The organism is Achromobacter sp. JD417 (assembly GCF_041879325.1).
Lineage (GTDB): Bacteria > Pseudomonadota > Gammaproteobacteria > Burkholderiales > Burkholderiaceae_B > Achromobacter > Achromobacter mucicolens.
In genome coordinates this window covers 5,790,312-5,812,169 of sequence record NZ_CP087159.1, presented here as the reverse complement: position 1 = coordinate 5,812,169, position 21,858 = coordinate 5,790,312, and the positions used below count along the sequence as shown (strand labels likewise).

The 21,858-nt window shown below is 65.2% G+C and carries 16 protein-coding genes and 1 tRNA gene; 13 read left to right on the top strand and 4 right to left on the bottom strand.

What is annotated here, in order from left to right; genetic code table 11:
- Window positions 1-85: 85 nt before the first annotated feature.
- The 3 genes from rpmA to LN047_RS26670 form a co-directional block, all read right to left on the bottom strand.
- A complete protein-coding gene (rpmA, locus tag LN047_RS26680; protein WP_006389959.1) occupies window positions 86-346 on the bottom strand; it encodes a 50S ribosomal protein L27 in 261 nt (86 codons plus the stop codon).
- Between the two features lie 34 nt (window positions 347-380).
- Entirely contained in the window at window positions 381-692 is a 312-nt protein-coding gene (gene rplU, locus LN047_RS26675; protein WP_006216228.1) for a 50S ribosomal protein L21, read from the bottom strand.
- 269 nt (window positions 693-961) lie between these two features.
- Window positions 962-1,720 carry an IclR family transcriptional regulator gene (locus tag LN047_RS26670; protein ID WP_373980701.1) on the bottom strand — a complete coding sequence of 253 codons (759 nt, stop codon included), beginning with the start codon at window positions 1,718-1,720 and terminating at the stop codon, window positions 962-964.
- 136 nt (window positions 1,721-1,856) lie between these two features.
- Here LN047_RS26670 and LN047_RS26665 point away from each other — a divergent pair, with 136 nt between their 5' ends.
- From LN047_RS26665 to LN047_RS26605, 13 genes are all read left to right on the top strand, one after another.
- On the top strand, window positions 1,857-3,026 hold the full coding sequence (locus tag LN047_RS26665; protein WP_373980700.1) for a fumarylacetoacetate hydrolase family protein: 1,170 nt from the start codon (window positions 1,857-1,859) through the stop codon (window positions 3,024-3,026).
- A 167-nt stretch (window positions 3,027-3,193) separates the two neighbouring features.
- Window positions 3,194-4,159 (top strand): octaprenyl diphosphate synthase, encoded by a 966-nt coding sequence (gene ispB, locus LN047_RS26660; RefSeq protein ID WP_056319988.1) that lies wholly within the window; start codon window positions 3,194-3,196, stop codon window positions 4,157-4,159.
- A 166-nt stretch (window positions 4,160-4,325) separates the two neighbouring features.
- Window positions 4,326-4,402: transfer RNA gene (locus tag LN047_RS26655), tRNA-Pro, on the top strand.
- Between the two features lie 747 nt (window positions 4,403-5,149).
- Entirely contained in the window at window positions 5,150-6,409 is a 1,260-nt protein-coding gene (locus LN047_RS26650) for a nucleotide sugar dehydrogenase (protein ID WP_373980699.1), read from the top strand.
- Window positions 6,410-6,447: 38 nt separating this feature from the next.
- Window positions 6,448-8,928 carry a hypothetical protein gene (locus LN047_RS26645; protein WP_373980698.1) on the top strand — a complete coding sequence of 827 codons (2,481 nt, stop codon included), beginning with the start codon at window positions 6,448-6,450 and terminating at the stop codon, window positions 8,926-8,928.
- Window positions 8,925-10,982, top strand: coding sequence for a glycosyltransferase (locus LN047_RS26640; protein ID WP_152382854.1), 2,058 nt, complete (start codon window positions 8,925-8,927; stop codon window positions 10,980-10,982). Before LN047_RS26645 ends, LN047_RS26640 begins: the two co-directional genes overlap by 4 nt.
- A gap of 43 nt (window positions 10,983-11,025) precedes the next feature.
- Window positions 11,026-12,183 (top strand): polysaccharide biosynthesis/export family protein, encoded by a 1,158-nt coding sequence (locus tag LN047_RS26635; RefSeq protein WP_373980697.1) that lies wholly within the window; start codon window positions 11,026-11,028, stop codon window positions 12,181-12,183.
- A 17-nt stretch (window positions 12,184-12,200) separates the two neighbouring features.
- A complete protein-coding gene (locus tag LN047_RS26630; protein ID WP_373980696.1) occupies window positions 12,201-13,538 on the top strand; it encodes an ABC transporter permease in 1,338 nt (445 codons plus the stop codon).
- A gap of 9 nt (window positions 13,539-13,547) precedes the next feature.
- A complete protein-coding gene (locus LN047_RS26625) occupies window positions 13,548-14,264 on the top strand; it encodes a hypothetical protein (RefSeq protein WP_056319973.1) in 717 nt (238 codons plus the stop codon).
- 121 nt (window positions 14,265-14,385) lie between these two features.
- The gene (locus tag LN047_RS26620; protein WP_175156606.1) at window positions 14,386-15,417 is read left to right on the top strand and encodes a sugar ABC transporter; all 1,032 of its coding nucleotides are present in this window, start codon (window positions 14,386-14,388) and stop codon (window positions 15,415-15,417) included.
- Window positions 15,410-17,323 (top strand): tetratricopeptide repeat protein, encoded by a 1,914-nt coding sequence (locus LN047_RS26615; protein WP_373980695.1) that lies wholly within the window; start codon window positions 15,410-15,412, stop codon window positions 17,321-17,323. The genes LN047_RS26620 and LN047_RS26615 overlap by 8 nt, the downstream gene beginning before the upstream one ends.
- 20 nt (window positions 17,324-17,343) lie before the next feature.
- Window positions 17,344-18,546: a polysaccharide lyase family 1 protein gene (locus LN047_RS26610; protein WP_373982188.1), complete on the top strand. Its 1,203-nt coding sequence runs from the start codon at window positions 17,344-17,346 to the stop codon at window positions 18,544-18,546.
- Window positions 18,547-18,648: 102 nt separating this feature from the next.
- A complete protein-coding gene (locus LN047_RS26605) occupies window positions 18,649-19,617 on the top strand; it encodes a glycosyltransferase family 9 protein (RefSeq protein WP_373980694.1) in 969 nt (322 codons plus the stop codon).
- A gap of 100 nt (window positions 19,618-19,717) precedes the next feature.
- Here the strand turns inward: LN047_RS26605 and LN047_RS26600 are convergent, their stop codons facing one another.
- Window positions 19,718-21,808 (bottom strand): PhoX family phosphatase, encoded by a 2,091-nt coding sequence (locus LN047_RS26600; protein WP_373980693.1) that lies wholly within the window; start codon window positions 21,806-21,808, stop codon window positions 19,718-19,720.
- Window positions 21,809-21,858: the final 50 nt, after the last annotated feature.

Below are 21,858 nucleotides of genomic sequence, written 5' to 3'. Positions count from 1 at the left end.
GGCTTTTGCCGTTCGGGAACTGCGGCGGACCGCGTCCCAGACCGTATGCGACCGCGGACGTGAAGTCCGCGGGCTTGCCAACCGATTACTCGGCAGCGACGATCGAAACGGTCTGCTTGTTCAATGCGCCCTTGAAGCCGAATTGAACCTTGCCGTCGACCAGCGCGAACAGGGTGTGGTCCTTGCCCATGCCGACGTTCACGCCAGCGTGGAAGCGAGTACCGCGCTGACGCACGATGATCGAACCAGCGGGAATCAATTCGCCGCCGAATGCCTTGACGCCCAGACGCTTCGATTCTGAGTCGCGTCCGTTCCGCGTAGAGCCGCCGCCCTTTTTCTGTGCCATGTTTAGCTCCTGCTAAGTGGTACCGAGTCGCTTCTTAAGCCGTGATGGCTTCGATGCGGATTTCGGTGTAGTTCTGACGGTGGCCCTGACGCTTCTGATAGTGCTTGCGACGGCGCATCTTGAAGATCTTGACCTTGTCGTGGCGGCCTTGCGCAAGAACCGTTGCCTTGACCACGGCGCCGGAGACGAGGGGCGTGCCAACTTTCAGTTGGTCGCCTTCGCCCACGGACAGCACTTGGTCCAGGGTGATTTCTTGCCCAATGTCAGCCGGTATCTGTTCTATCTTGAGTTTTTCGCCAGCGGCAACGCGATACTGCTTGCCACCGGTTTTTACGACCGCGTACATGGGGTATTCCTTAAATAGGTAAATGGGTTCGTTCGTGCTGCCTGCCCTGCTGGGCAAGAATGCCGTGCTGGCCTGCCGTACCAGTGCTGGTACTAGCGCTTGTACTAGCCGAAAGTCCGCTGAATCAGGACTTGCGATGATGCCAGGCGGCGTGCACGAACAACCGACGTAATTCGGCCATTGCTGACCGAATCCGAGATATTAGCCCGGGACTTTTGGAAAGTCAAAAAGCTGTTGCAGGCTAAGGGCTTAGGTGTGGCGTGCAGGCTTCAGGCGCCCGGAATCACGCGCAGCGCAATGTCGCGCGCCACGCGGCGGATGCCTTCCGTGGCGGCTTGCCGGTGGGCGTCGTCCAGGCGGTCGGTGGGGATGGACGTGCTGACCGCCACCCGCTTGCCCAGTGGCGTCACGCCTACAAAGGCCGCAAAGCACTCGAGACCGGTGGCGACTTCTTCCCGGTCGTGGGCCAGGCCGTGGCGCCGCACGTCGTCCAGTTCGCGGTGCAGGTGGGCGGCATCGGCGATCGTGCGGTCGGTGACGCGGGGCAGGGTCTCGGGCAGCCGGGCGGCCAGGTCGTCGGGCGGCAGGCTGGCCAACAGGGCCTTGCCCAGCGCGCACGCATGTGCGGGCAGCCGCAGACCCAGGTCCGACACCAGGCGCACGGGCCGGCGCGCGTCCTCCCGGGCCAGGTAGACCACATCAAAGCCATCGAGCGCGGCCAGTTGCACGACCTCGTTGCAGCGGGCCACGAAGGCGCCGGCCGCCTGATGAAAGGCCGTCTGAAGCCCGTCGTGGCGCAGGTACGCAGCGCCTAGCGCCATCAGTTCCAGTCCGACGATATAGCCGCCGTCCAGGCGCTCGACCCAGCGGCGTTGCGCAAGGCAGTCCAGCAACAGATACAGCGTGCTCTTGGGCATCTGGCAGGCGCGGGCCAGCTCCGCGGCCTTTACCGGGGCGGGCCGGCCGGCCAGCACGCGCAGGATGTCGTGGGTGCGGCGGATGGCGGGAACGTCGTAATCGGCGGCCATAATTCCAATATGTTGGACAGATATGCAAGATGTTGGACATGATAAATGAAGTCTCCTAGACTGGCTGCGCCATGCCGGGCCAGCCGGCACAGAACACGAGCCCGCCGCCGGCAGGGCACCAACGCGAGGAGACGCCATGAACCCCAATAACCTGCTGCCCGCCGATCTTTCCGATGCCTTGCTCGTGGGCCGCGTGTGGCGGCCCGATCCCGTCGGCGGTCCAAGCGTGGTCGTGGTGCGTGGGGGAGAGGTTGTCGATATCACGGCCACGGCGCCGACCGTGTCCGACCTGCTGGACCATCCCGACCGCGTGTCGCTCGCGCGCCAGGCCAAGGGCGAATCCCTGGGTGACGCGCACGCGCTCATGGATGCCACGCTGCAAGGCGCGCAAGGGCCGCGTCTGCTTGCGCCCTGCGACCTGCAGCCGGTGAAGGCGGCGGGCGTCACGTTTGCCATCAGCCTTTTGGAGCGCCTGATCGAGGAAGAGGCGGGCGGCGACGCCGGCCGCGCCGAGGAAATCCGCGTGCGCATGCAGGCGCTGATCGGCTCCGATCTGTCGCGGCTGCGCCCGGGATCGCCCGAGGCCATCCGCCTGAAAGCCGAAATGCTTGAGCGCGGCCAGTGGTCGCAATATCTGGAAGTGGGCATCGGCCCCGACGCCGAAGTCTTCTCCAAGACGCCGCCCATGGCCTCGGTGGGCTTTGGCGCGCGGATCGGCGTGCTGCCCGAGTCGCAGTGGAACAATCCCGAACCCGAGATCGTGCTGGCCGTCGACAGCCGGGGCGAAGTGGTCGGCGCCACGCTGGGCAACGACGTGAACCTGCGCGACATCGAAGGCCGCAGCGCGCTGCTCCTGACCAAGGCCAAGGACAACAACGGCTCCTGCGCCATCGGGCCGTTCATCCGGCTGTTCGAGGGCGGATTCACGCTGGATAGCGTCCGGGGCGCCGATGTCTCGCTGCACATCGAAGGCCCCGACGGTTTCACGCTGGACGGCGTCAGTCACATGCGCGAGATCAGCCGCGACCCGCTGGACCTGGTGCGCCAGACCCACGGCGCGCACCATCAGTACCCCGACGGCTTCATGCTGTTCCTGGGCACGATGTTCTCGCCCACCAAGGATCGCAAGGGGCCGGGCACCGGGTTCACGCATGTGGCGGGTGACCGGGTGGTGATTGCCTCGGAGCGCCTGGGCGCGCTCGTGAACGAGGTGCAGCTGTCAACGGAAATCCCGCCCTGGACCTTCGGCGTGCGCGCGCTCTACGCGAACCTGATGGCGCGCGGCCTGCTGGCGCGCGGGGGCTGATCCGACCGGCGCGGGGCGCCTGGCGCCGGGCTGCGCGGCCCGGGCCGCGGGCGGCCGGACTTCCCGCGCACTCCCCGTATAATCCGTGGTCGAATCCCCCGCCGACCGCTGGCGGGCCCAGCGGTAAGAGCCGTTACGCGGCTCGCTTCACACTTGTCGGATACGTCTTGAATCTCCCCGCGCTCATTGCCCCCATTGCTGACGATATGAAAGCCGTCGACGCGGTTATCCGCGAGCGGCTGAATTCCGAAGTGGTTCTGATCCGCACGATTGGCGACTACATCATTGGGGCGGGCGGCAAGCGCATGCGCCCGGCCATGGTGCTGATGGTGGCGCGCGCGTTGGGCTACGAAGGCACCCATCACCAGTTGCTGGCAGCAGTGGTGGAATTCATCCACACCGCCACGCTGCTGCACGATGACGTCGTCGACGAATCCGACCTGCGCCGCGGCCGCGAAACCGCCAATGCGGTGTTCGGCAACGCGGCCAGCGTGCTGGTGGGCGACTACCTGTACTCGCGATCGTTCGAGATGATGGTCGAGGCCGACTCGATGCGCATCATGAGCATCCTGTCCGAAGCCACCACCGTGATCGCCGAGGGCGAGGTGCTGCAGCTTCTGAACGTGCATGACCCGGACGTCTCGCAAGAGCGCTACCTGCAGGTGGTGCGCTACAAGACGGCCAAGCTGTTCGAGGCCGCCGCCCAGGTGGGCGCCGTGCTGGCGGGCGCCACGCCCGAACAGGAAGCCGCCGCCGCCGCCTATGGCCGCCACGTGGGCACCGCGTTCCAGCTGGTCGACGACGTGCTGGACTACAGCGGCGACGCCGCCGCCCTGGGCAAGAACGTGGGCGACGACCTGCGCGAAGGCAAGCCGACCCTGCCGCTGATCCGCGTCATGGAAGTGGGCACGCCTGAGCAGCAGCAGCTGATCCGCGACGCCATCAAGACGGGCGACGCCGACTTCGCTGCCGTGGCAGCCGCCATCCAGGCCACCGACGCGCTGGAACACGCCCGCCTGGCCGCCGTGGCCGAGGCCGATCGGGCCCGCGAAGCCCTTTCGATCTACCCCATTTCCCCTTTTCAAAATTCTCTGTTAGAATTCTGCGCTTTCGCGGTGAATAGAGATCGCTAGCCAAAAACGGCGGCGAAATCGGCAGGAAGTTCACCGGGAAAGTGCACTAAGAGTGACTGAGCGATCAGGTCCTCGAAGTGAACGAAGCGGTAAGCAGTAAGTGAAGTAATGTTTGGCGGTAGTAATGTTTGGCGGTACTGAGCATCGCTGAATAAGTTGTCAAGATCGGGGCGTAGCTCAGCCTGGTAGAGTACTGCGTTCGGGACGCAGGAGTCGGAGGTTCGAATCCTCTCGCCCCGACCACTTCATGTGGTCGAGAATTCATAAAGGTGTTTCCCGACACCTTTGGCTGAAAGCCGGTATCGCGCAAGCGTTGCCGGCTTTTTTGCATTTGCGCGGGTAAATGCAAAAACTATTTCACAGCGGCCGGTGTCTGACACCCTTGAGCCACGGCGTCTAGCCCGGAGTCATTTCGCTTGGGTCTCAGACACCTTGTATAGCGAGACTTTCCGAATCGCCCGCTGAATTATCCAAGGCCTGGCCATTTATTACCGGGCGATGAAAACCCAGGCATGTCTCGTGCTGATAGGGTGCGTGCTGATCCCCAGTTTGGTGCGGGTTTTATATTGCCTCACGCAATAACCTAATAAGCAGCCGATCTGGATAATGATTTTTCAGTTTCGTTAAAACAGACCAAGAAAAACGTCTCTTCATATTTGATTACATTGATCGCAAATTCGATGTTGCGGTTTGTGTAATGAATGTAATTTTTCTAGGGATTTCCCGGGTTTATTACGGGTTGTCCTGATTTATTTCCGCAGCAATAAAAATATTTAGAAAAAAGTTTGCTGTTCGACCCCTCTACGATGCCCAGGCTCGCTACCAAGTCCATTAACAGGGTACCGAGCCAAATTCATTTTTAGCGATACGTCCGCCCCTATACGGCAACAGTATTTCGGCCTTATGTCGATTTACTCGCTTTGGGGCGTCGATTTCTAGTGTCTGCGACACGACGAAAACAGTGAGGTCCCCGTGGTAAAGAGAATCGCAGTGTGTGGCCTTGGATATGTCGGCCTGCCCGTGGCAGTGGCATTTTCCAGGCGCTTTGATGTCATCGGTTTTGACGTGGACAAGCGGAGAATCGCACGGCTGAAAGAGGGTGATGACTGGACCGGCGAGATCGAACGCGACGTATTGCTTGCTTCCCCCATGCAGTTCACGGACCAGTTGTCCGAACTGGAAGGCTGCGACTTTTTCGTGGTCGCCGTCCCGACGCCCGTCGACGACAAGAACAACCCCGACTTTTCCTTGCTGGTCCGCGCGTGCCAATCGCTCGGCCCCGTGCTTCGTCCGGGCTGCATCGTGGTCTTCGAATCGACCGTCCACCCCGGCGCCACCGAGGAAATCTGCGGTCCAGAGCTGGAAAAGGCGTCTGGCCTGCGCTGCGGCGTCGACTTCAAGCTGGGCTACAGCCCCGAGCGCATCAACCCGGGCGACCGCGAGCATCCGCTTGAGAAGATCGTGAAGATCGTTTCCGGCCAGGACGAGCAATCGCTGGAAATCATTGCCGGCGTGTACGAGCAGATTATCGATGCCGGCGTGCACCGCGCATCCTCCATCAAGGTGGCCGAAGCGGCCAAGGTGCTGGAGAACACGCAGCGCGACATCAACATCGCGCTCATGAACGAGATGTCCAAGATCTGCGGCCTGGTCGGCATCCGTACGTCGGAAGTCCTGGCCGCGGCCGGCACGAAGTGGAACTTCCTGAAATTCACCCCCGGCCTGGTGGGCGGTCACTGCATCGGCGTGGACCCCTACTACCTGACGTCCAAGGCCCAGGAACTGGGCTACCACCCCGAAGTCATCCTGTCCGGCCGCCGCATCAACGACGGCATGGCCGCGCATGTGGCCTCGCGGCTGGTGCAGCAGCTGGCGCGCAACGGCCGCCTGAACGCCTCCACCCGCGTCGGCATCCTGGGCATGACCTTCAAGGAAAACGTGCCCGACATCCGCAACTCGAAGGTCGTCGATCTTTACAACGCGCTTGGCCAGTACGGCATCACGCCGGTGGCGTGCGATCCCATGGTCGATCCGGAGCAGATGGACCACGAATATGGCATCAAGCTTGTCGGCCGCGACCAGTTCCGCGACATGGACGTGCTGATCCTGGCGGTGCCGCACCGCGAAACCATGGAAACCATCTGGGAAGACCTGCCGCAGCTCGTCAAGAACGGCGGCATGGTGTGCGACTTGAAGTCCGTCCTGGACCCCAAACGGCTGCCGGCCGACCTCTTGTACTGGACTCTGTAGTTCAGGCGCGTAATCCATACCTACAGGAGAGACCCTGAATGACTGCTTTCACTATCGCTCCGATCGGAACCTGCCGCATCCATACGCCGCTGCGCGATGCCGTGGGCCGCTACCCGATCAAGCTTCAACTCGGCCGCAACTACGGTTTCGTGCACACGGCCGCCGAAGCGCTCCAGCAGGCCCGTTTCATGTTCGGCCAAAGCGACATCCCCGCCGACGTGCAGCGCCTGATCTTCCGTCCGTCCAATGGCGAGCAGGCCCGCCGCGGCACGCACAAGCCGGCCGATCTGTACATGGTCGAGCTGTCCTCGCGCAAGCTGCTTACCATTGACGGCCATCCCATCCAGTCCAATTACCTGGGCCGCTATTTCAGCGAATTCTTCGCCGACCGCACGCGCACCCGCGCCTTCTGGTCCATGGCCGCCACCGACCGCCTGGCCGAACGCCGCGCGCAGCTCGATCAGGACCCGGTCTTCAAGAGCCTGAGCGCGGAAGACCGCGACCTGCTCGCCCGCATCGTCAAGCGTGACCAGACGGACGAGGAGATCGAGCAGGAGATGCGCCAGCTCGTCGAGCTGCTGGGCCGCGACAAGATCGTGTTCGTCACCCACGTGAATGCGCTCACGCCGGACAACGTGCCGATCGAACAGCGCCAGCAGCTGATCGCCGCCATTACCGCCGCCGCACAGCGTATCGGGGTGCCGTGCTATGACCCGACGCCGCTCATGAACAAGATCGGCCAGGCCGAGGCGATGGAAGACGGCGGGCTGGACCTGACCCACTACACGCCGGTCTTCGCCGAGCGCCTGTACACGGACTGGTTCAAGAATTTCTTCCGGCCGCGCATGAGCTCCTCGACCCCGCAGACCGCCGTGCCCAAGCTGGGCGCCGAGGAAAGCGTCGAGCGCATCGAGAAGCTGTGGGACTCGGGCGAGCTGCGCGAAGCCTCGCGCCGTGTGCGCGACGTGCTGCGCCGCTACCCGGGCCTGCCGGATCACGTGGTGCTGTTTGCGCGCATCCAGGAAGAGCTGGGCGACTACGAAGGTTCGCTGGCGCTCCTGACCAGCGCCGACGGCACGCTGGCCTCGGGCAGCAAGGCCGAGCAGATCCTGATGCGTAACCAGTTCAAGCTGGGCCGCTACGACGTGGCGTACTCGCTGGCAGCCGGCCTGCTGGGCGACGAAATCGAAACGCCGGAAATCGTCCGCATCGCGGCGGTGTCCGCCGGCCACCTGGGCTATGTCGACGAAAGCCTGGGCAACTGGAAGCAGCTGTTCCGCATCAGCGCGCCGGGCGACGCCATGTCGCTGGAAGCGGCCGACACCGTGCTGTCGCTGTTGCAGACGGGCGGCGATATGGAAGCGGCGATTCGCTGGGTCCAGGAAGTCCGCGCGGCCAATCCCAGCTACGGTCGTGGCTTCGCGGTCCTGTGGCGCGACCGCCTGCTGGCTGGCGACCGCGACGCGCTGCGCGATCTGGCGGGCGAGCAGCCCAAGCTGGAAGAGGGCGACGCGCTGGAATTGGTCAAGGAAGCCTCGTGGCGCGGTTGCATCGTGGCCGCGGCGACGCTGGCGGCCTCGTGCAACCTGGCCAAGAGCGAGCAGGAAGACATCAGCGGCTGGCTGCAGGCGCAATCGGCGACGTGGGCCGAAGAAGGCAACCGCGCGCTGGAGGAAGGACGACTGCGCGATGCGGCCGAACGCATCTGCGCGCACCGTCTGCTCAATCCCGACGCGCTGACCGGCGCACGGGCGCAGCGCGCATTCGAACGCGCCATGCGCCTCGGCGCGCGGGCCGCGCTGGTGGCGGGCAACCACAAGGAAGTGATCGACCTGACCAACCTGGCCATCGACACGAACGTGGACTTCCCCGAGCTGCACGCCATGCGTGGCCGCGCCGCCGACGCGCTGGGCGACAAGAAGACGGCCATGCGCCATCTGGAAGTGGCCGCCGCCGGCGAGTCCGCCCCGTTCAGCACGAAGCTGCACTTTGCCCGCGTGGCCTTCAATGGCGGCTGGTTCGGTGAAGCCATCGACGCCTACAAGGACGTGCTTGCCCACCCGGGCGCCGACCAGAGCGCCAAGGACGAAGCCGAGCGCCAGTTGGGCCGGTTGGGACCGCGCGCCATCCGCGGCGCCCGCGAGCTTCTGTCGAATGGCGATCATCAGGGCGCGTGGAAGCTGCTGGATCGCGTGGCCCAGTCGTGGCCCGGCATGCCGGAGGTCGATCACGAGAAGCGCCGCATCCTGGCCTATCTGTACGCCGAGGCGCGCGCCCTGGATTCGTCCAGCACGACCGAACGCCTGGCGCTGGGCGAACGTATCGTCTCGCTCGTGCCTGACGATCCCATCGGCCTGCGTCTGGCCGCAGTGGGCGCGATGCGTCTGCACCGGTTCGAACAGGCCCTGCCGTACTGGAAGACGCTGCAGGAGCGTTCCGAGAACCCGGCGCAATACGACAGTTACATCGAGCGCTGCCTCGCGTGGATCGAAAAGATCAACCGGAGAAAGGCAGCATGAATCCGCCACTGATTACCGAGCGAGCGGACGCCAAGTCCGAACTTCAGCAAGTTCAAGCGCAGTTGGAGGAAATCGTTGCGGCATCGGTGCGGGTTCAAGTCGCTCAGGAAAACCTGGCGCGGGCCAAGGCGCTTGCCCGCGGCCACATGCAAGACTCGAAGGTCCGGTTCCTGCTGCTTCGCCTGCAGGAATCGGCGGGCCTGAACGAAGGCATGGCCGAGCAGTGGACGACGCTGCTCGAGGAATGCCCGGATGACCTGCAGATCGTGCGCTATTGCGCGACGCGGCTGGTGAAGGAGCGGCACCTGGACGACGCCATGGCGCTGGTCGACCGCCATCTGCCCGCGTCCACGACGAATCCGGACCGCCTGTTCGCGCGGGCCAAGCTGCTGAGCGACATCCGCGCGCACGAGCAGTCCGACGCGCTGTTCCGCAGCCTGATCTCGCAGCACACGGACCGCAACATGCGCGTGGAGTTCGCCAAGCGCCTGCGCAAGCGCGGGCTTCTGGCGGACGCCTGGGAGGCGATCGCGCCGGTGGCCAAGCACCTGACGCCAGGCAGCAAGGCGGCCGAGCTGGCCGAAGGGCTGGCCAGCGACTACGCGTTCTATCAGCGTTTCGAATCCGAAGAGGCCTTGGCCGGCAAGGACGTGCGCATCATTTCGATGAAGCACGCGATCCTGCATTTCCGCCATCGCAAGCTTGCCGAGAACACGCCGGAAAAGGCCGTGTCGGTGGCGCTGGTCACCGGCAGCCTGGGACCGGGCGGGGCCGAGCGCCAGCTGACCCGCCTGGCCGGCGAACTGACCCGTCTGGCCGCCTCGCCGGAACAGCAGCCGCCCGACATCCTCATGCGCCCCAAGAAGGTCGAGGTGCTGGTCAAGCAGCACACCGAACCGTCCGGCGTGTCCAAGAAGCAGGATGATTTCTTCCTGCCGGTGCTCATCAAGGCGCAGATTCCCGTCACGGAGATCAACCGCCTGCCGGCGATCTCGGTGGCGCACCAGGCCCTGCCCGAAGGCAGCCTGGGCCGCCTGCTGGAGCAGCTGCCGCCGCCCGTGCACTACGGCGTGACGCGGCTGGCGCCGGTGCTGCGCGCGAACCGGTTCGACGTGGTGAGCCTGTGGCAGGACGGCACGTGCCTGTTCGGCGCCCTGGCCGCGCTTCTGGCCGGCACGCCGACCATCCACCTGGTGTTTCGCGGCCTGCCGCCGAACATCCGCAAGGACCGGTTCCGCGAAGAGTACCCCGAGCTGTACCAGGCGCTGGCGCAGGTGCCCGGCGTGGTGTTCGTCAGCAACAGCCGCAAGGCCGCGGAGGCGTATGCCGAGTGGCTGGACCTGCCGCTCGAGCGCTTTCACATCCTGTACAACGGCGTGCCCGACCTGGCGACCGATGCGTCGGACGCCGACAAGGAAAAGTGGGAAGCCTTCGAGGCCCGCACCCAGGACGCCACGGAAACGATTGGCGGCGTGTTCCGCCTAGAACCCGACAAGCGTCCGCAGCTCTTCATCAAGCTGGCGGCGCTTTACCTGAAGGAGCGGCCGCAGGCGCGCTTTTTCCTGGTGGGCGACGGGCGCCTGCGCGAGAACATCGAAGCGCTGGCGCAGGAACACGACGTCCTGGACCGGTTGCTGCTGGTGGGCCTGTCGAACCACGTGGGGTTCTGGTATTCGAAGATGGACGCCAGCGTGCTGCTGTCGCGCTATGAAGGCCTGCCGAACGTCCTGATCGAGGCGCAGCTGCTGGGCGTGCCGGTGATTTCCACGCCGGCGGGTGGGGCAGAGGAGTGTTTCGTCGAGGACGAAACGGGTCACCTGCTCAGCGACGTCGATCACCCCGACATGCACGAGGCGTACAAGAAGGTCTTGAACATGGTGGATCAGGTGCGCAGCAATGCGGACCTGCGGGCACACAGCCGCCAGCGGGCGCAGAAGCTGTTCTCGCTGGATGCGATGCTGACCAAGTTCATGAGCATCTGCATGCCCGCCATGACCGAGTCCCAGAACGACGAGCGCATCGACGTGGCGCCCCAGCGCCGCATGCTGGCGTAATCGGCAGTTGTTCTTTTTCAAGTTGTTGACGCTGAAGGATCTTATGCAAATGAACGTCCCGGCCCTGGGATCGCGGCGACACGCGACCCTTGCCCTGCTGCTTCTGGCAGCGCTGACACTCTCGGGTTGCCAGCTCCCACGGTCCGGCCCGATGCTCAGCGAAATGACCGGCGCTCACGATGACAAGGACGTCATCGTGATGCCCGTGTCGCGTGAACTGGCGCAAAAGAGCAGGGTGCCCGACGTGGCCGATTTTCCTGTGCGATACCGCGATCTGACGCAAGCCGGATTCGACAAGCTGGTGCCGGGCGACGGCATCAACGTGCGCGTCTGGGAGCGCGGCGGGCTGGGCGTGTTTGCCACGGACCCCTCCGGCGTCAGCGACCTGGGCAACCAGGAGATCGATCGTTCGGGCTATGTCTCGTTCCCGATCATCGGCAAGTTCCGCGCCGAGGGCATGACGCTTGGCCAATTGCATGACGCCATCGTGGCGCGCCTGAGCAAGCTCGTGGTCGGCGCGGACGTCAGCGTCACGCGCGCGGCCGATGCACGCGGCCAGATGGTGACGGTGCAGGGCAACCTGACCAAGCCCGGCATGTACCCCATCACGCAGACCGCCCAGCGCCTGAGCAGCGCGCTGGCGCAGGCCGCGCCGGTGCAGACCAATCCCGAGCAGCTCATCATCAGCCTGCGCCGCGACAACCAGGTTGCCTCGGTGCGGCTGGCGGACATCTACCGCAATCAGAACAACGACATTCTTCTGCGCTCGGGCGATGTCATCACCGCCTACGATGCCAAGGAATTCCTGACCGTGCTGGGCGCGGCCGGCCAGCAGGGCCGGGTCGAGATCAGCAAGCGCAACTACAGCGTGCTGGACGCGCTGGCCGATTCGCGCGGCCTGGACGACAAGCTGGCCGACCCGCGGTCGGTGTTCCTGTTCACGCCCGCGAGGGCGGGGGCCGAAGGCAAGCCGGACTTGCTGCCTGTCGTGTACCAGTTCGACCTTACGCGGCCGGAGCAGGTGGCGCTGGCGCGCGAGTTCACGGTGCATGAAGGACAGGCGATCTATATCTCGGACGCGCCGTTCACGCAGGTGCAGAAGGTGTTGTCGGCCTTCCGCGTCACGATGAGCGCCGGCTTCAGCGCCACGCGAGCCATCGACAGCGATTCGGGCGGCGGTTCGACCGGCGTAGCCCAATAGCGCGTCCATGAGCGTCCATGAGTAACGAGGATCGGATCAAGGGCTGGCGCTCGCGCCGCAAGGAAAGCAACTACACGGTAGGGTCTGGCGTCGCCAACTGGCGGCTGGACCCGGCCGCGCTGTTCGAGGCCAAGGCCCCGCCGGCCGTGCTGTTCAAGCCGCTATTGGCCCGCCTGCAGGGCGAGCCGCACGACTCCGTGGCGGCGCGGCGGGCGGTGTACGAGGCCGTGCAGGCGGAGCTGGATGCCGAGATCGCGCGCAGCGCGGTCGACGAGTCCCTGGCCGATTTTTCGCGGCGGCGTCTGCGCATCATCGTGCGCCTTCTGGAGCAGGACATCCGCGCGGGCGTGGACGTCTTCGCGCCGGGCTACATGCCGGCCAAGCTGATCGCCGAGGACGAGCGGCTGGCTGCCGCGCATGCGCGGCGCGTGGAGCGGCGCAAGCAGGACGAAGCACGCGAAGCGCGCCGCCATGCGTCGCGCAACGACATCGCGCTGGAGATCGAGGTCCCGCAAAGCGAGGCGGGCGACCTGGCGATCCTGCGCGACCGGCTGCGCACCCTGCATCAAGGGCATTCGGACGATACGGCCGGCCACCGGCCGATCGGCCGCACGCTGATGGCGATGTTCATCTATCAGCTGCGCGTGATGCACGGCGAGAGCCGCATTGCGCTGGTGTGGGCGCTGGTGGGCCCCGTGGTGCTGCTGACGCTGATTTCGTCGCTGTACATCCTGATGGGCACGCACTACATCCTGGGCATGGACGTGCAGACGTTCTCGCTGCTGGGCGCGACGACCTGGATCATGTTCCGCCAGATCGCGTTTCGGAGCAGCACGGCCTATGTCTCGGCGCGTGGCCTGTTGAACTTCCAGGGCGTCACCCCGCTGATGTGCGCGCTGGTGCAGGCCATGATCTATGTATCGGTGTATCTCGTGGTGTTCGGGGTGCTGATCACCGCGGGCCATGCGATCGGGCTCATCACGCTGCCCAAGAGCTGGGCCGGCTTCATCCTGTTTGTCGTGCTGATGGGCGTGGCGGGCGCGGCGATGGGCGTGCTGTTCGGATCGATCGCGACGTTCTGGCATTTTTTCCTGCGGCTGGCGCCGATCATCGAGCGCTTTCTCCAGATCTTCGCGGCCGTGTTTTTCGTGTCGGAGCAGTTTCCGGAGCAATTGCGGCCGTGGCTGCTGTGGTCGCCGCTGGCGCACGGCATGCAGTTGCTGCGCTCGGCGTACTTCCAGGCGTACGAGTCGCACGACGCCAGCCTGGGTTATTTCCTGACCTCGCTGGTGTTCATGATGGTGATCGCCCTGGTGGCCGAGCGCCTTGCCCGTCCCAATGTCCAGCCGATGTGAGGGTGACCAATGATCCATCTCAATGGCGTAACCGACGAACCCTATGCCTTCGGCAGCAGGCTGCCGCTGCTGGCCAACGCCACGCTCGACATTCCGGCCGGGCGGTATGCCTTGCTGTCGCCCGCGCCGGAAATGCACCGCCAGCTGGTGGACGTGCTGTGCTGCCTGCGGCCGCCGCGGCAGGGTTTCGTCAAGCACGACGGCAACGTCTCCTGGGCGATTGGCCGCCAGGGCTTCATCCGCGGCAAGGCCAGCGGCCTTGCCATGATCGATTTCGTCAGCGAGATGTACGAGATCGATCCCGACGCGACGTACGAACTGGTCGCGGACCTGATCAGCGATCCCAAGATGCTGGCCAAGCCCATGGAGCATTGGCCGCTCTACGTGCGGCAGGAGTTCTCGTTCGCGCTGGCGCTGGCGCCCGCGTTCGATGTCTACGTGATCGAAGGAAGCATCCCCTTCGAGCCTTGCCGTTTCACCCGGCTCTGGCTGGCTCTGTTCGAAGAGCGGCTGGTGGGCCGGACACTCATTTTTTCCAGTTATCGCCAGAATCAGTTGGCGGATTATTGCTTCAAAGGCTTGATCTATGAACGAAGCGCGCTCAGCATCGACGACGACCTCGACCAGTGCCTCCGCAGGTATCCCCCGCGACGATCTCGGAGCGACTCCGGCACAGGCGACGACGTCCTCGGAGGCGGCTTCGACGAAGGCCAGCTCGGCTTCTGAGGGCGGATCCGAAATCGAACGCCGCCGCCGCGAGCGGCAGTCGGCGCTGCGCGAGCGCCGGCGCCATCGCTGGGTCAACGCGCTGATCGTCCTGGTGCCGGTGGTGCTGGCGCTGATCTACCTGTCCTTCGTCGCCACGCCGCGCTACGAAGCCGAGTCGCGCTTTTTCGTGCAGTCGGCGTCCAACCAGCAGGGCGGCGGGGGCGCGGCGGCCAGCCTGCTGACCACGGGCAACTCCGGCGGCATGCTGGGCGGCTTCGTGGACGGATGGGCCGTCGCGGACTTCCTGAAATCGCGCGACAGCATGCAGCAGCTTGACCGCAAGGTCGGCCTGCGGCGTTACCTGATGAACGACGGACTGGATCCGCTGAACCGCCTGGCCGAGGACGCCAGCGAGGACGATCTGTACCGCGCCTATCAGGCCTCGGTGCACGTCTCGTTCAACGCGCTGGAGCAGATCGATGTGCTGCGCGTCAGCGCGTTCTCGTCGGAAGACGCGGCCACGCTGTCCAAGGCGCTGATCGGCCTGGCCGAGGAATTCGTCAGCTCGATGAACGAGAAGGGGGTGGCCGACAAGCTGAAGGTGAGCGAGGAGTCGGTCAAGCTGGCCGAGGAAAAGGCGTTGGCGGCGCGCGATGCGCTGACGACCTGGCGCACCAAGCACGGCAACATCGATCCCAGCGCAACGGTGTCGATGCTGCTCAACCTGTCCAGCCAGCTGGAAGGCGAGCTGAGCACCGCGCAGATCAACCTGGACAAGATCCGGGCGCTGGATAACAAGGACCATTTCATGCTCAAGCCTGCGCAGATGCAGGTGGCGGCGCTGAAAAAGCGGCTTGCTTCCGTGCGCCAGCGCCTGAGCGGCGACGGCAATACGGAAGCCAAGCAACTGAAGGAATACGAGGCGCTGCGTAATGCCCAGGTGTTTGCGGATTCCAACCTGACGCTGGCGCAGCAGTCGTACCAGCAGGCGATGACGGACGCGCTGCGCCTGCAGCGGTATCTGTCCATCATCGCGCAGCCGGTTCCGACCGACCGCCCCAGCAGCCCGCGCACCGGCATTCTGCTGTTGCAGGCCCTGGCGCTGGGATTTGTGCTCATGTTCATCGCCCGCGTCGCGATGGCTTTGTTGAGGGGGCTGCGTCATGGTTGATACGGTCGTTGGAAACTGCCCGCCGCAAGTCGGCGCCGAACCGAAGGACGCCACGGCGCGCCTGCGTGACGTCATCGGACAGATCCGGGCCTCGGCAGACCCGGCGCGCGATATGACCGCGCTGGAGCCGGCGCTGCGGCCGGCGAAGGATGGCTGGCGCGAGGTCCGGCGCCTTCTGGTGTCGCCGTACGTGAAGGAGGGCAAGCTGGCCCCCGCCGTCGCGGCGCTGGAGACGCTGATTGCCGTGTATCCCGACCGGGCCGACGACAGGCGCCTGCTCGCCAGTCTGCTCGGCCGCCTGGAGCAATGGGACAAGGCCATTGCGCAGGCGGACGCCGCGGCCGGCATCGAACCCGGCAATGCGTCGCTGCATGCCGCGCGCATCCAGCTGCGCGTGCAGGCGGGGCGCGTGCCCGAGGCGGCGGAAGTCGCCCGCACGACCCTTGCGCTTGCCCAGAGTGCGCCGGAAGATGCGTATTCGTGGCTGATGGCCTTTGTGCGTAACGGCGACGTGGCCGAAGCAGCAGGCATCGCGGCAGCGCTGGACCCGGACAACCTGCCCAACGAGCGCGTGGCCACGATGGCGGTGCGCGCTTTGCTGGCGGACCGCCGCAACGCCGCGGCCATTCGTCTTGGCGACGCCGCCTTGCGCGCGGGCCACGACTGCGCGGCGCTGCGCTCGTCGCTGGGGCTGGCGCATCTGCGGCGGGGCACCGAGGAAGATCGCAAGACGCATGCGCCGGCGCACTTTGAAGCAGGCCTGAAGGCCGCGCCCGACGACGTGCGGCTGCTGACGCTGCATGGCGAAACGCTGCTGCGCGCCGGACGCTACAAGGATTCCGTGGCGCCTTTGGCGCGCGCCATCGAACTGGCGCCCGATCTTGAACAGACGCGGGGCCTGTATGCCCGGGCGCTGCGCTACACCTTGCAGTACGACGCGGCGGCCGAGCAGATGATGTTCCTGCTGAAAAAGTCGCCGGACAACCTGCTGTGGCAGCGGTCCGCCATTGGCGCGCTGTCGCAGGCCGGGCGCAAGGACGAGGCCGAGGCGCTGTTCGAGCAATACGTGGCCAAGCGCGGCGCGCGGCTGCCGGAGACCTTCCAGGAAGCCTTGGCGCACATGGAAGCGCAGCTCGACACCGCACCCATTCCGCAGGCGCGATTGGACTGGGCCTGGTCGATGCGCGGCGACACCAGCATCGACCGCGCCACGTGGGAACGCCGCGCGCGCTGGGGACACATGATCGACCATCTGCTGTTCGATTGGCTCGAATGCCGCGAGGAACGCGTCGAAGAGGCGATGGCCATGCTGGGTGAGCTGGACACCGGCGAGCGCTTCTTTGCGCCGCTGCTTGCCGCCGGCCGCGGTGTCGTGGTCGCCACTGCCCACGTCGGGCCGATGTATGCGGGCTTGATGGCCCTGGAACTGGTCGGCATCCCGTCGCGTTGGCTGGCGTCGGCGCCCAGCATCGCCCGCAGCAGCTACGCCGAGGCGCTGATCTCGACGGCCGACCAGACCGAAGCGCAGGTCGCCAAGGCCTGCATGCGCGCGATCAACTCGGGATTCGTGCTGTGCCTGGCGATCGACGGCGCGGCCAATCCCGCCGCGCCGCGCACGACGTTCGAAGGCCAGGACGTCACCTATTCCGGCTTTGCGGCGCATCTGGCGCACCGGATGGGCGTGCCGTCCGTGTTCTACGCGCCGCGCTGGGAGAACGGTCAGGTGGCCTATACGCTGGAAATGCTGCCGGCCGCCAATCCGGGCGAAGCCGCCGACGCCTACGCGCAGCGCTGGCAGAAGGCGTACTTCGAGCGGCTGCGCGAGCACCTTGCCGGCCCGCCGGAAAACCTGCGGCTGAGCGGCGGCATCTGGCGTCACGTGACGGCGGCGGATCCGTCCGCGTGACGCACAGGGAGCGATTTGTGATGCGATTTCAAAAGACGATGATGATCGGGCTGCTGGCGCTGGCCGGCCTGCATGGCGGTGCGGCGGCAGCAGCCGAGCCGTGCAAGGCGCCGGACGAGCAATGCCCGTTCGTCTCGGCGTTGCTGGCGCAGCGCGAAGGGTATGGGGCCAAGGCGACGGGCGGCCTGGGCGGCAAGTTCATTGAAGTGACCTCCGACCAGGACGCCGGCCCCGGCACGCTGCGGGCAGCGCTGGCGCAGGCCCGCAAGGGGCCGACGTGGATACGCTTTGCCTCGGACATGACCATCGTCCTGAAGTCGCAGTTGCGGGTTCCGTCCAACACGACCATCGACGGCCGCGGCAAGCGGGTGGCCCTGATCGACGATGGCCTGGGCGTGTACGGCGCGAAGAACGTCATCCTGACGCACCTGACCATCGACGGGCGGCTCACCCGCCTCACGCAGGCCGTGAACGTGGCCAACGACAGCCGCGACGTGTGGGTTGACCACATGGATCTGTCGCGGATGTCGGATCGCCTGTTGAACGTGAAGAACGGCTCGACCGACGTGACGATCTCGTGGACCAAGTTCCACAATTCGAACAAGGTGATGCTGCTGAACAACATCACGTCCAAGAACCTGTTCCAGAACTACGAGCGCGACTCGATTGCACGTGTAACGCTGCATCACAACTATTTCTTCAACACCGTGCAGCGCAATCCGCGCGCGCAGTTCGGCACCTTCCACCTGTTCAACAACCTGCTTGAGAACTGGGACTTCTATGGCATGAGTTTCAGCCTGGAGGCCAAGGCGCTGGTGGAAGGCAACATCTTCAACAACGATGCGCAGCGCAAGTGCGTGGAACCCGAGTTCTTTCCCACCGTGGAAGGCATCAATGTCAATTATTGTCGCTATATCCCGATTGCGCCGGCGCGCAGCGCATTGGAAAATGGCGACTCCGATCGCGGGGCCTATGAAAGACGCAAGGAGGATCACGGTTACACTCGCGACTTCAAGGCGTTTCTGCGTTTGAAAGACAACCTGTACCTGGGCGATGCGAAGCCGGTGCTGCAGGATTACCGCCCCGAGTCGGCGCCCACGCCGCCGTATTGTTACGGCTACGAGAAGGCGACGCCCGAGCTGGCCGAGAAGATCCGCAAGTTTGCGGGCAATACATCGGGCGATACGCCCCTGCCGGCCACACGTACGGGTGCGGGTTGCTAGGCTGAAAGTCACCGGCCGGGGTCTTGATTTCAGAGTTTTCCGATTGCGCGCCGTTCTGCAAGAAAGCAGGATGTCGCGCGAGATTTCACCAAGTGAGTGGCCATGGCCGATGTCGTCGTATTCGTTCGTAGCAAGTCGCGCTACGGCGACCAGATAGTGGCGTATCCCGCGCTGTATCAAGTCAAGAAATTGTGGCCGGACAAGCAGGTGCGGGTTGTGTCCCGATTTGCCGTCGAGGACTTCTATACGCAGCTGCCATGGGTGGACCAGTTTGTCCGCGCGGATGCGTTCGGCGATCAGGTCCGGGCGCTTCCGCGGCGCGCCAGCGCGTCGTTGACCCTGCATCACTCCAGCGAGCGCTTTGCCCTGATCAACCTGCTGCGCCGTCCCCCGATGCGCCTGGGCTTCAGCAACCGCCGCCTTGGCGACTGTGTCTGGACGCATTCGCACGTCAAGGACATCCGCGAATACATCGGCCTGGCAAACCTGCGGCTGCTGTCCACGGTGCAGCACCACGACCCCGAAGTCATCGCGCGCGAGTGCTTCCTTGAAATCGCACGACCCTGTGCGGACAAGGTGCAACCGGCCGACATCGTCTTCATCCCGGGCGGTGGCGCAGGCAAGTTCAAGCGGTGGCCGGTGGAGCATTACGTTGCGCTGGCCGATCTGCTGCAGGCGCGGCTGGGTGGCGGGGCGACGTTCACGTTTGTGCTGGGGCCGGCTGAAGCGGCCGAGCGCGAACGCCTGCAAGCCCTGCAGCGGGCGGACTTCCGGCTTGAGAGCTGCCGGCCCGTGGCCGAGCTGGTCGCGCTGATGCAGCACGCGCGCCTTATCGTCTCCAACGATTGCGGCCCCTCCCATATCGCGCAGGGCCTCTGTGTGCCCTATGTGGGCGTGTTCAACGAATCCAACCCCGAATGGTTCTGGGCCCGCGAGTACACCCGCGACGTCGTGCCCGAAGCGGGATTTTCGAATATCGATTCGATTGAGCCGGGGCGTGTGCTCCAGGCTTGCATGACGGTATTGGACAAATCCCCGCAGCGAACCGGGCTTGATCGGTGCGCCGCTTAGCCGATCACTAGCCGGCGCCTTGCGCGCAAGCGATAAAAAAGGCCACCCGCGAGGGTGGCCCTAATTTTTGGGCGACCGGGACGTCCCGGTCGCGCCGTCATCACACCCCGATCGGACCGCCGTCGGCACGGCGGATCACCACCGTGGACGAACGCGGGCGGACGACGCCCGTGGTGGCGACGGTGGCGTCATCGGTGTCGTAGGCCGGCCAGTTCACCGGATGCTGGATGTTCAGGAAGACGCTCGTGTAGTCCGGCGTGAAGGCAAAGCCGGTCACCTCGGCTTCGTTCGGTCCGATGAAGAAGCGGCGCAGGTCGGCCTGGTTGGTCGCATTGATCGCCGGGCCCGTGCCGGTGCTGTTGGCCAGGGCGCCGGGGATTACGGCCAGCATCTGGTCGTTGGTCGCGCGGGCCACGTCGTTGTTGCGGCCGCCGTCGATGCCGTTGTCGGTCTGGATCCACAGGATGCCGCGCGAATCGAACCCCAGGCCGTCCGGGCTGGCAAGCTGGTTCAGCGCGGTCAGGCCGGAACGGTTGGTGTCGGCATCGGCGCCGGCGTTCGAACCGAACACGAAGATGTCCCACTTGAACTTGGTCGAGCCCGGCTCGTCGTGCCAGCGCACGATGTGGCCGTTGACGTTGTTCAGGCGCGGGTTGGCCGGGTTGGTGCCGCGGCTGGCGTTGCGGCTGGTGTTGTTCGTCAGCGTCAGGTAGATGTCGCCGTTGGTCGGGTGCGTGGCCGTCCATTCCGGGCGGTCCATCGGCGTGGCGCCGACGAAGTCCGCTGCGCCGCGCGTGTTGATGATGATGTTTTCCAGGCTGCCGAATTCGTCGGCCAGCGTGCGGCCGCCCGCGCCAACGGTCGTGCCGACGAGCGGGATCCATTGGCCCGTGCCGTCGGCGTCAAAGCGCGCGACGTACAGCGTGCCCTTGTCCAGGTACTTCGCGCCCACGGCGAGGCGGTCGGTGCGCTCGGCATCCTTCGGATCCCACACGGCTTCCGACACGAAGCGGTAGATGTACTCGAAACGGGAATCGTCGCCGCTGTAGAAGGCGAGCGGCTTGCCGGCTTCGGGCATGGCGTAGGCGCAGCCTTCGTGCGCGAAACGGCCCATCGCGGTGCGCTTGGTGGCGATGCTGTTTTCGTTGAACGGATCGATCTCGACCAGGTAGCCAAAGCCGTTGACTTCGTTGCGCCAATCCTGCGTGAAGTCGGCGCCGGTCTCAGTGACGTTAAAGCGCGCGAACTCGCCCTGGACTTCCAGCGGATCGTTGGCGCCCGTTTCCCATTGGTAGCGGCCGGCGGTATCCGGCACGCCGACGCGAAGCTGGTGCGCGGGCCGCGTGCCGGTGTTCACGAAGCAGGCGGCCCAGTTTTCTTCAGCGGTGATGTACGTGCCCCACGGGGTGAAGCCGTTGCCGCAGTTGTTGTTGGTGCCACGCACCATCGTGCCGGTGGGCGAGTACGGCGTCTTGACCCAGTCCGTGCCGCCGACCGGGCCGGCCAGTTTCATCGGCGTGGCCGACGTGAAGCGGCGGTTGTAGCGCGAATTGTGAACGATGTTCCAGCGGCCGTTTTCCAGGCGCACGTGCAGGATCGCCACGCCGTGCGCGTTGATCTCCTTGCGGATTTCCTCGATGGGACGCACGCCTGCGACGTTCGTCGGGCCGTTCGGGTGCAGCGCGCCCTGGTCGATGTATTCGTGGTTGATCGCCAGCAGGCCTTCGGTGGAGCTGCCGTTGATCGGGAAGAAGTGCATGCCGTCGTGGTGCATGCCGGTGGAGTTGAGCAGGTCCGTCGAGCTGTTGTTGCCGTTGCGGTCCCAAGGATTGGCGTTGTCGTTGAACGGCGTGCCCCACGGCGCGAACACGTGGGCGGTGTAGCCGGCCGGCACGACACAGGCGTCGGTCATGGAGGTGGGCAGGGACTCGAAGCCGAGCTTGACCGGGGCGGCAGGCTGCTCGCCGCCGGGCACTTCGGGCGCGGGATTCTGGCCGCCGTTGCCGGCGTCGTCGTCATCGTCGTCGCTGCCATTACAGCCGGCCAGGCCCAGGCTGGTCATCGTCGCAAACGCGGCGGCGATGCCGCCGCGCATCACCATGCGGCGGGACATGTTCTTTTCGAGGATCTCGCTGAACGGGGTGCTCTGGCTGGGGTTGCGGACAGTCTTGTCGGAGATGGACTTGCTCATTGGAACTCCTGGCTTTGGGTCTGATGCCCGTTGGGGACGAGCAATACTAG

Bases quoted from the DNA above. Each gene is read 5' to 3' on its own strand.
- LN047_RS26640 (WP_152382854.1), top strand. From the start codon at position 8,925: ATGAATCCGCCACTGATTACCGAGCGAGCGGACGCCAAGTCCGAACTT.
- LN047_RS26600 (WP_373980693.1), bottom strand. From the start codon at position 21,808: ATGAGCAAGTCCATCTCCGACAAGACTGTCCGCAACCCCAGCCAGAGC.
- rplU (WP_006216228.1), bottom strand. From the start codon at position 692: ATGTACGCGGTCGTAAAAACCGGTGGCAAGCAGTATCGCGTTGCCGCT.
- LN047_RS26625 (WP_056319973.1), top strand. From the start codon at position 13,548: ATGATCCATCTCAATGGCGTAACCGACGAACCCTATGCCTTCGGCAGC.
- LN047_RS26615 (WP_373980695.1), top strand. From the start codon at position 15,410: ATGGTTGATACGGTCGTTGGAAACTGCCCGCCGCAAGTCGGCGCCGAA.
- LN047_RS26670 (WP_373980701.1), bottom strand. From the start codon at position 1,720: ATGGCCGCCGATTACGACGTTCCCGCCATCCGCCGCACCCACGACATC.
- LN047_RS26630 (WP_373980696.1), top strand. From the start codon at position 12,201: ATGAGTAACGAGGATCGGATCAAGGGCTGGCGCTCGCGCCGCAAGGAA.
- rpmA (WP_006389959.1), bottom strand. From the start codon at position 346: ATGGCACAGAAAAAGGGCGGCGGCTCTACGCGGAACGGACGCGACTCA.
- LN047_RS26605 (WP_373980694.1), top strand. From the start codon at position 18,649: ATGGCCGATGTCGTCGTATTCGTTCGTAGCAAGTCGCGCTACGGCGAC.
- LN047_RS26635 (WP_373980697.1), top strand. From the start codon at position 11,026: ATGCAAATGAACGTCCCGGCCCTGGGATCGCGGCGACACGCGACCCTT.
- LN047_RS26665 (WP_373980700.1), top strand. From the start codon at position 1,857: ATGAACCCCAATAACCTGCTGCCCGCCGATCTTTCCGATGCCTTGCTC.
- LN047_RS26610 (WP_373982188.1), top strand. From the start codon at position 17,344: ATGCGATTTCAAAAGACGATGATGATCGGGCTGCTGGCGCTGGCCGGC.
- LN047_RS26645 (WP_373980698.1), top strand. From the start codon at position 6,448: ATGACTGCTTTCACTATCGCTCCGATCGGAACCTGCCGCATCCATACG.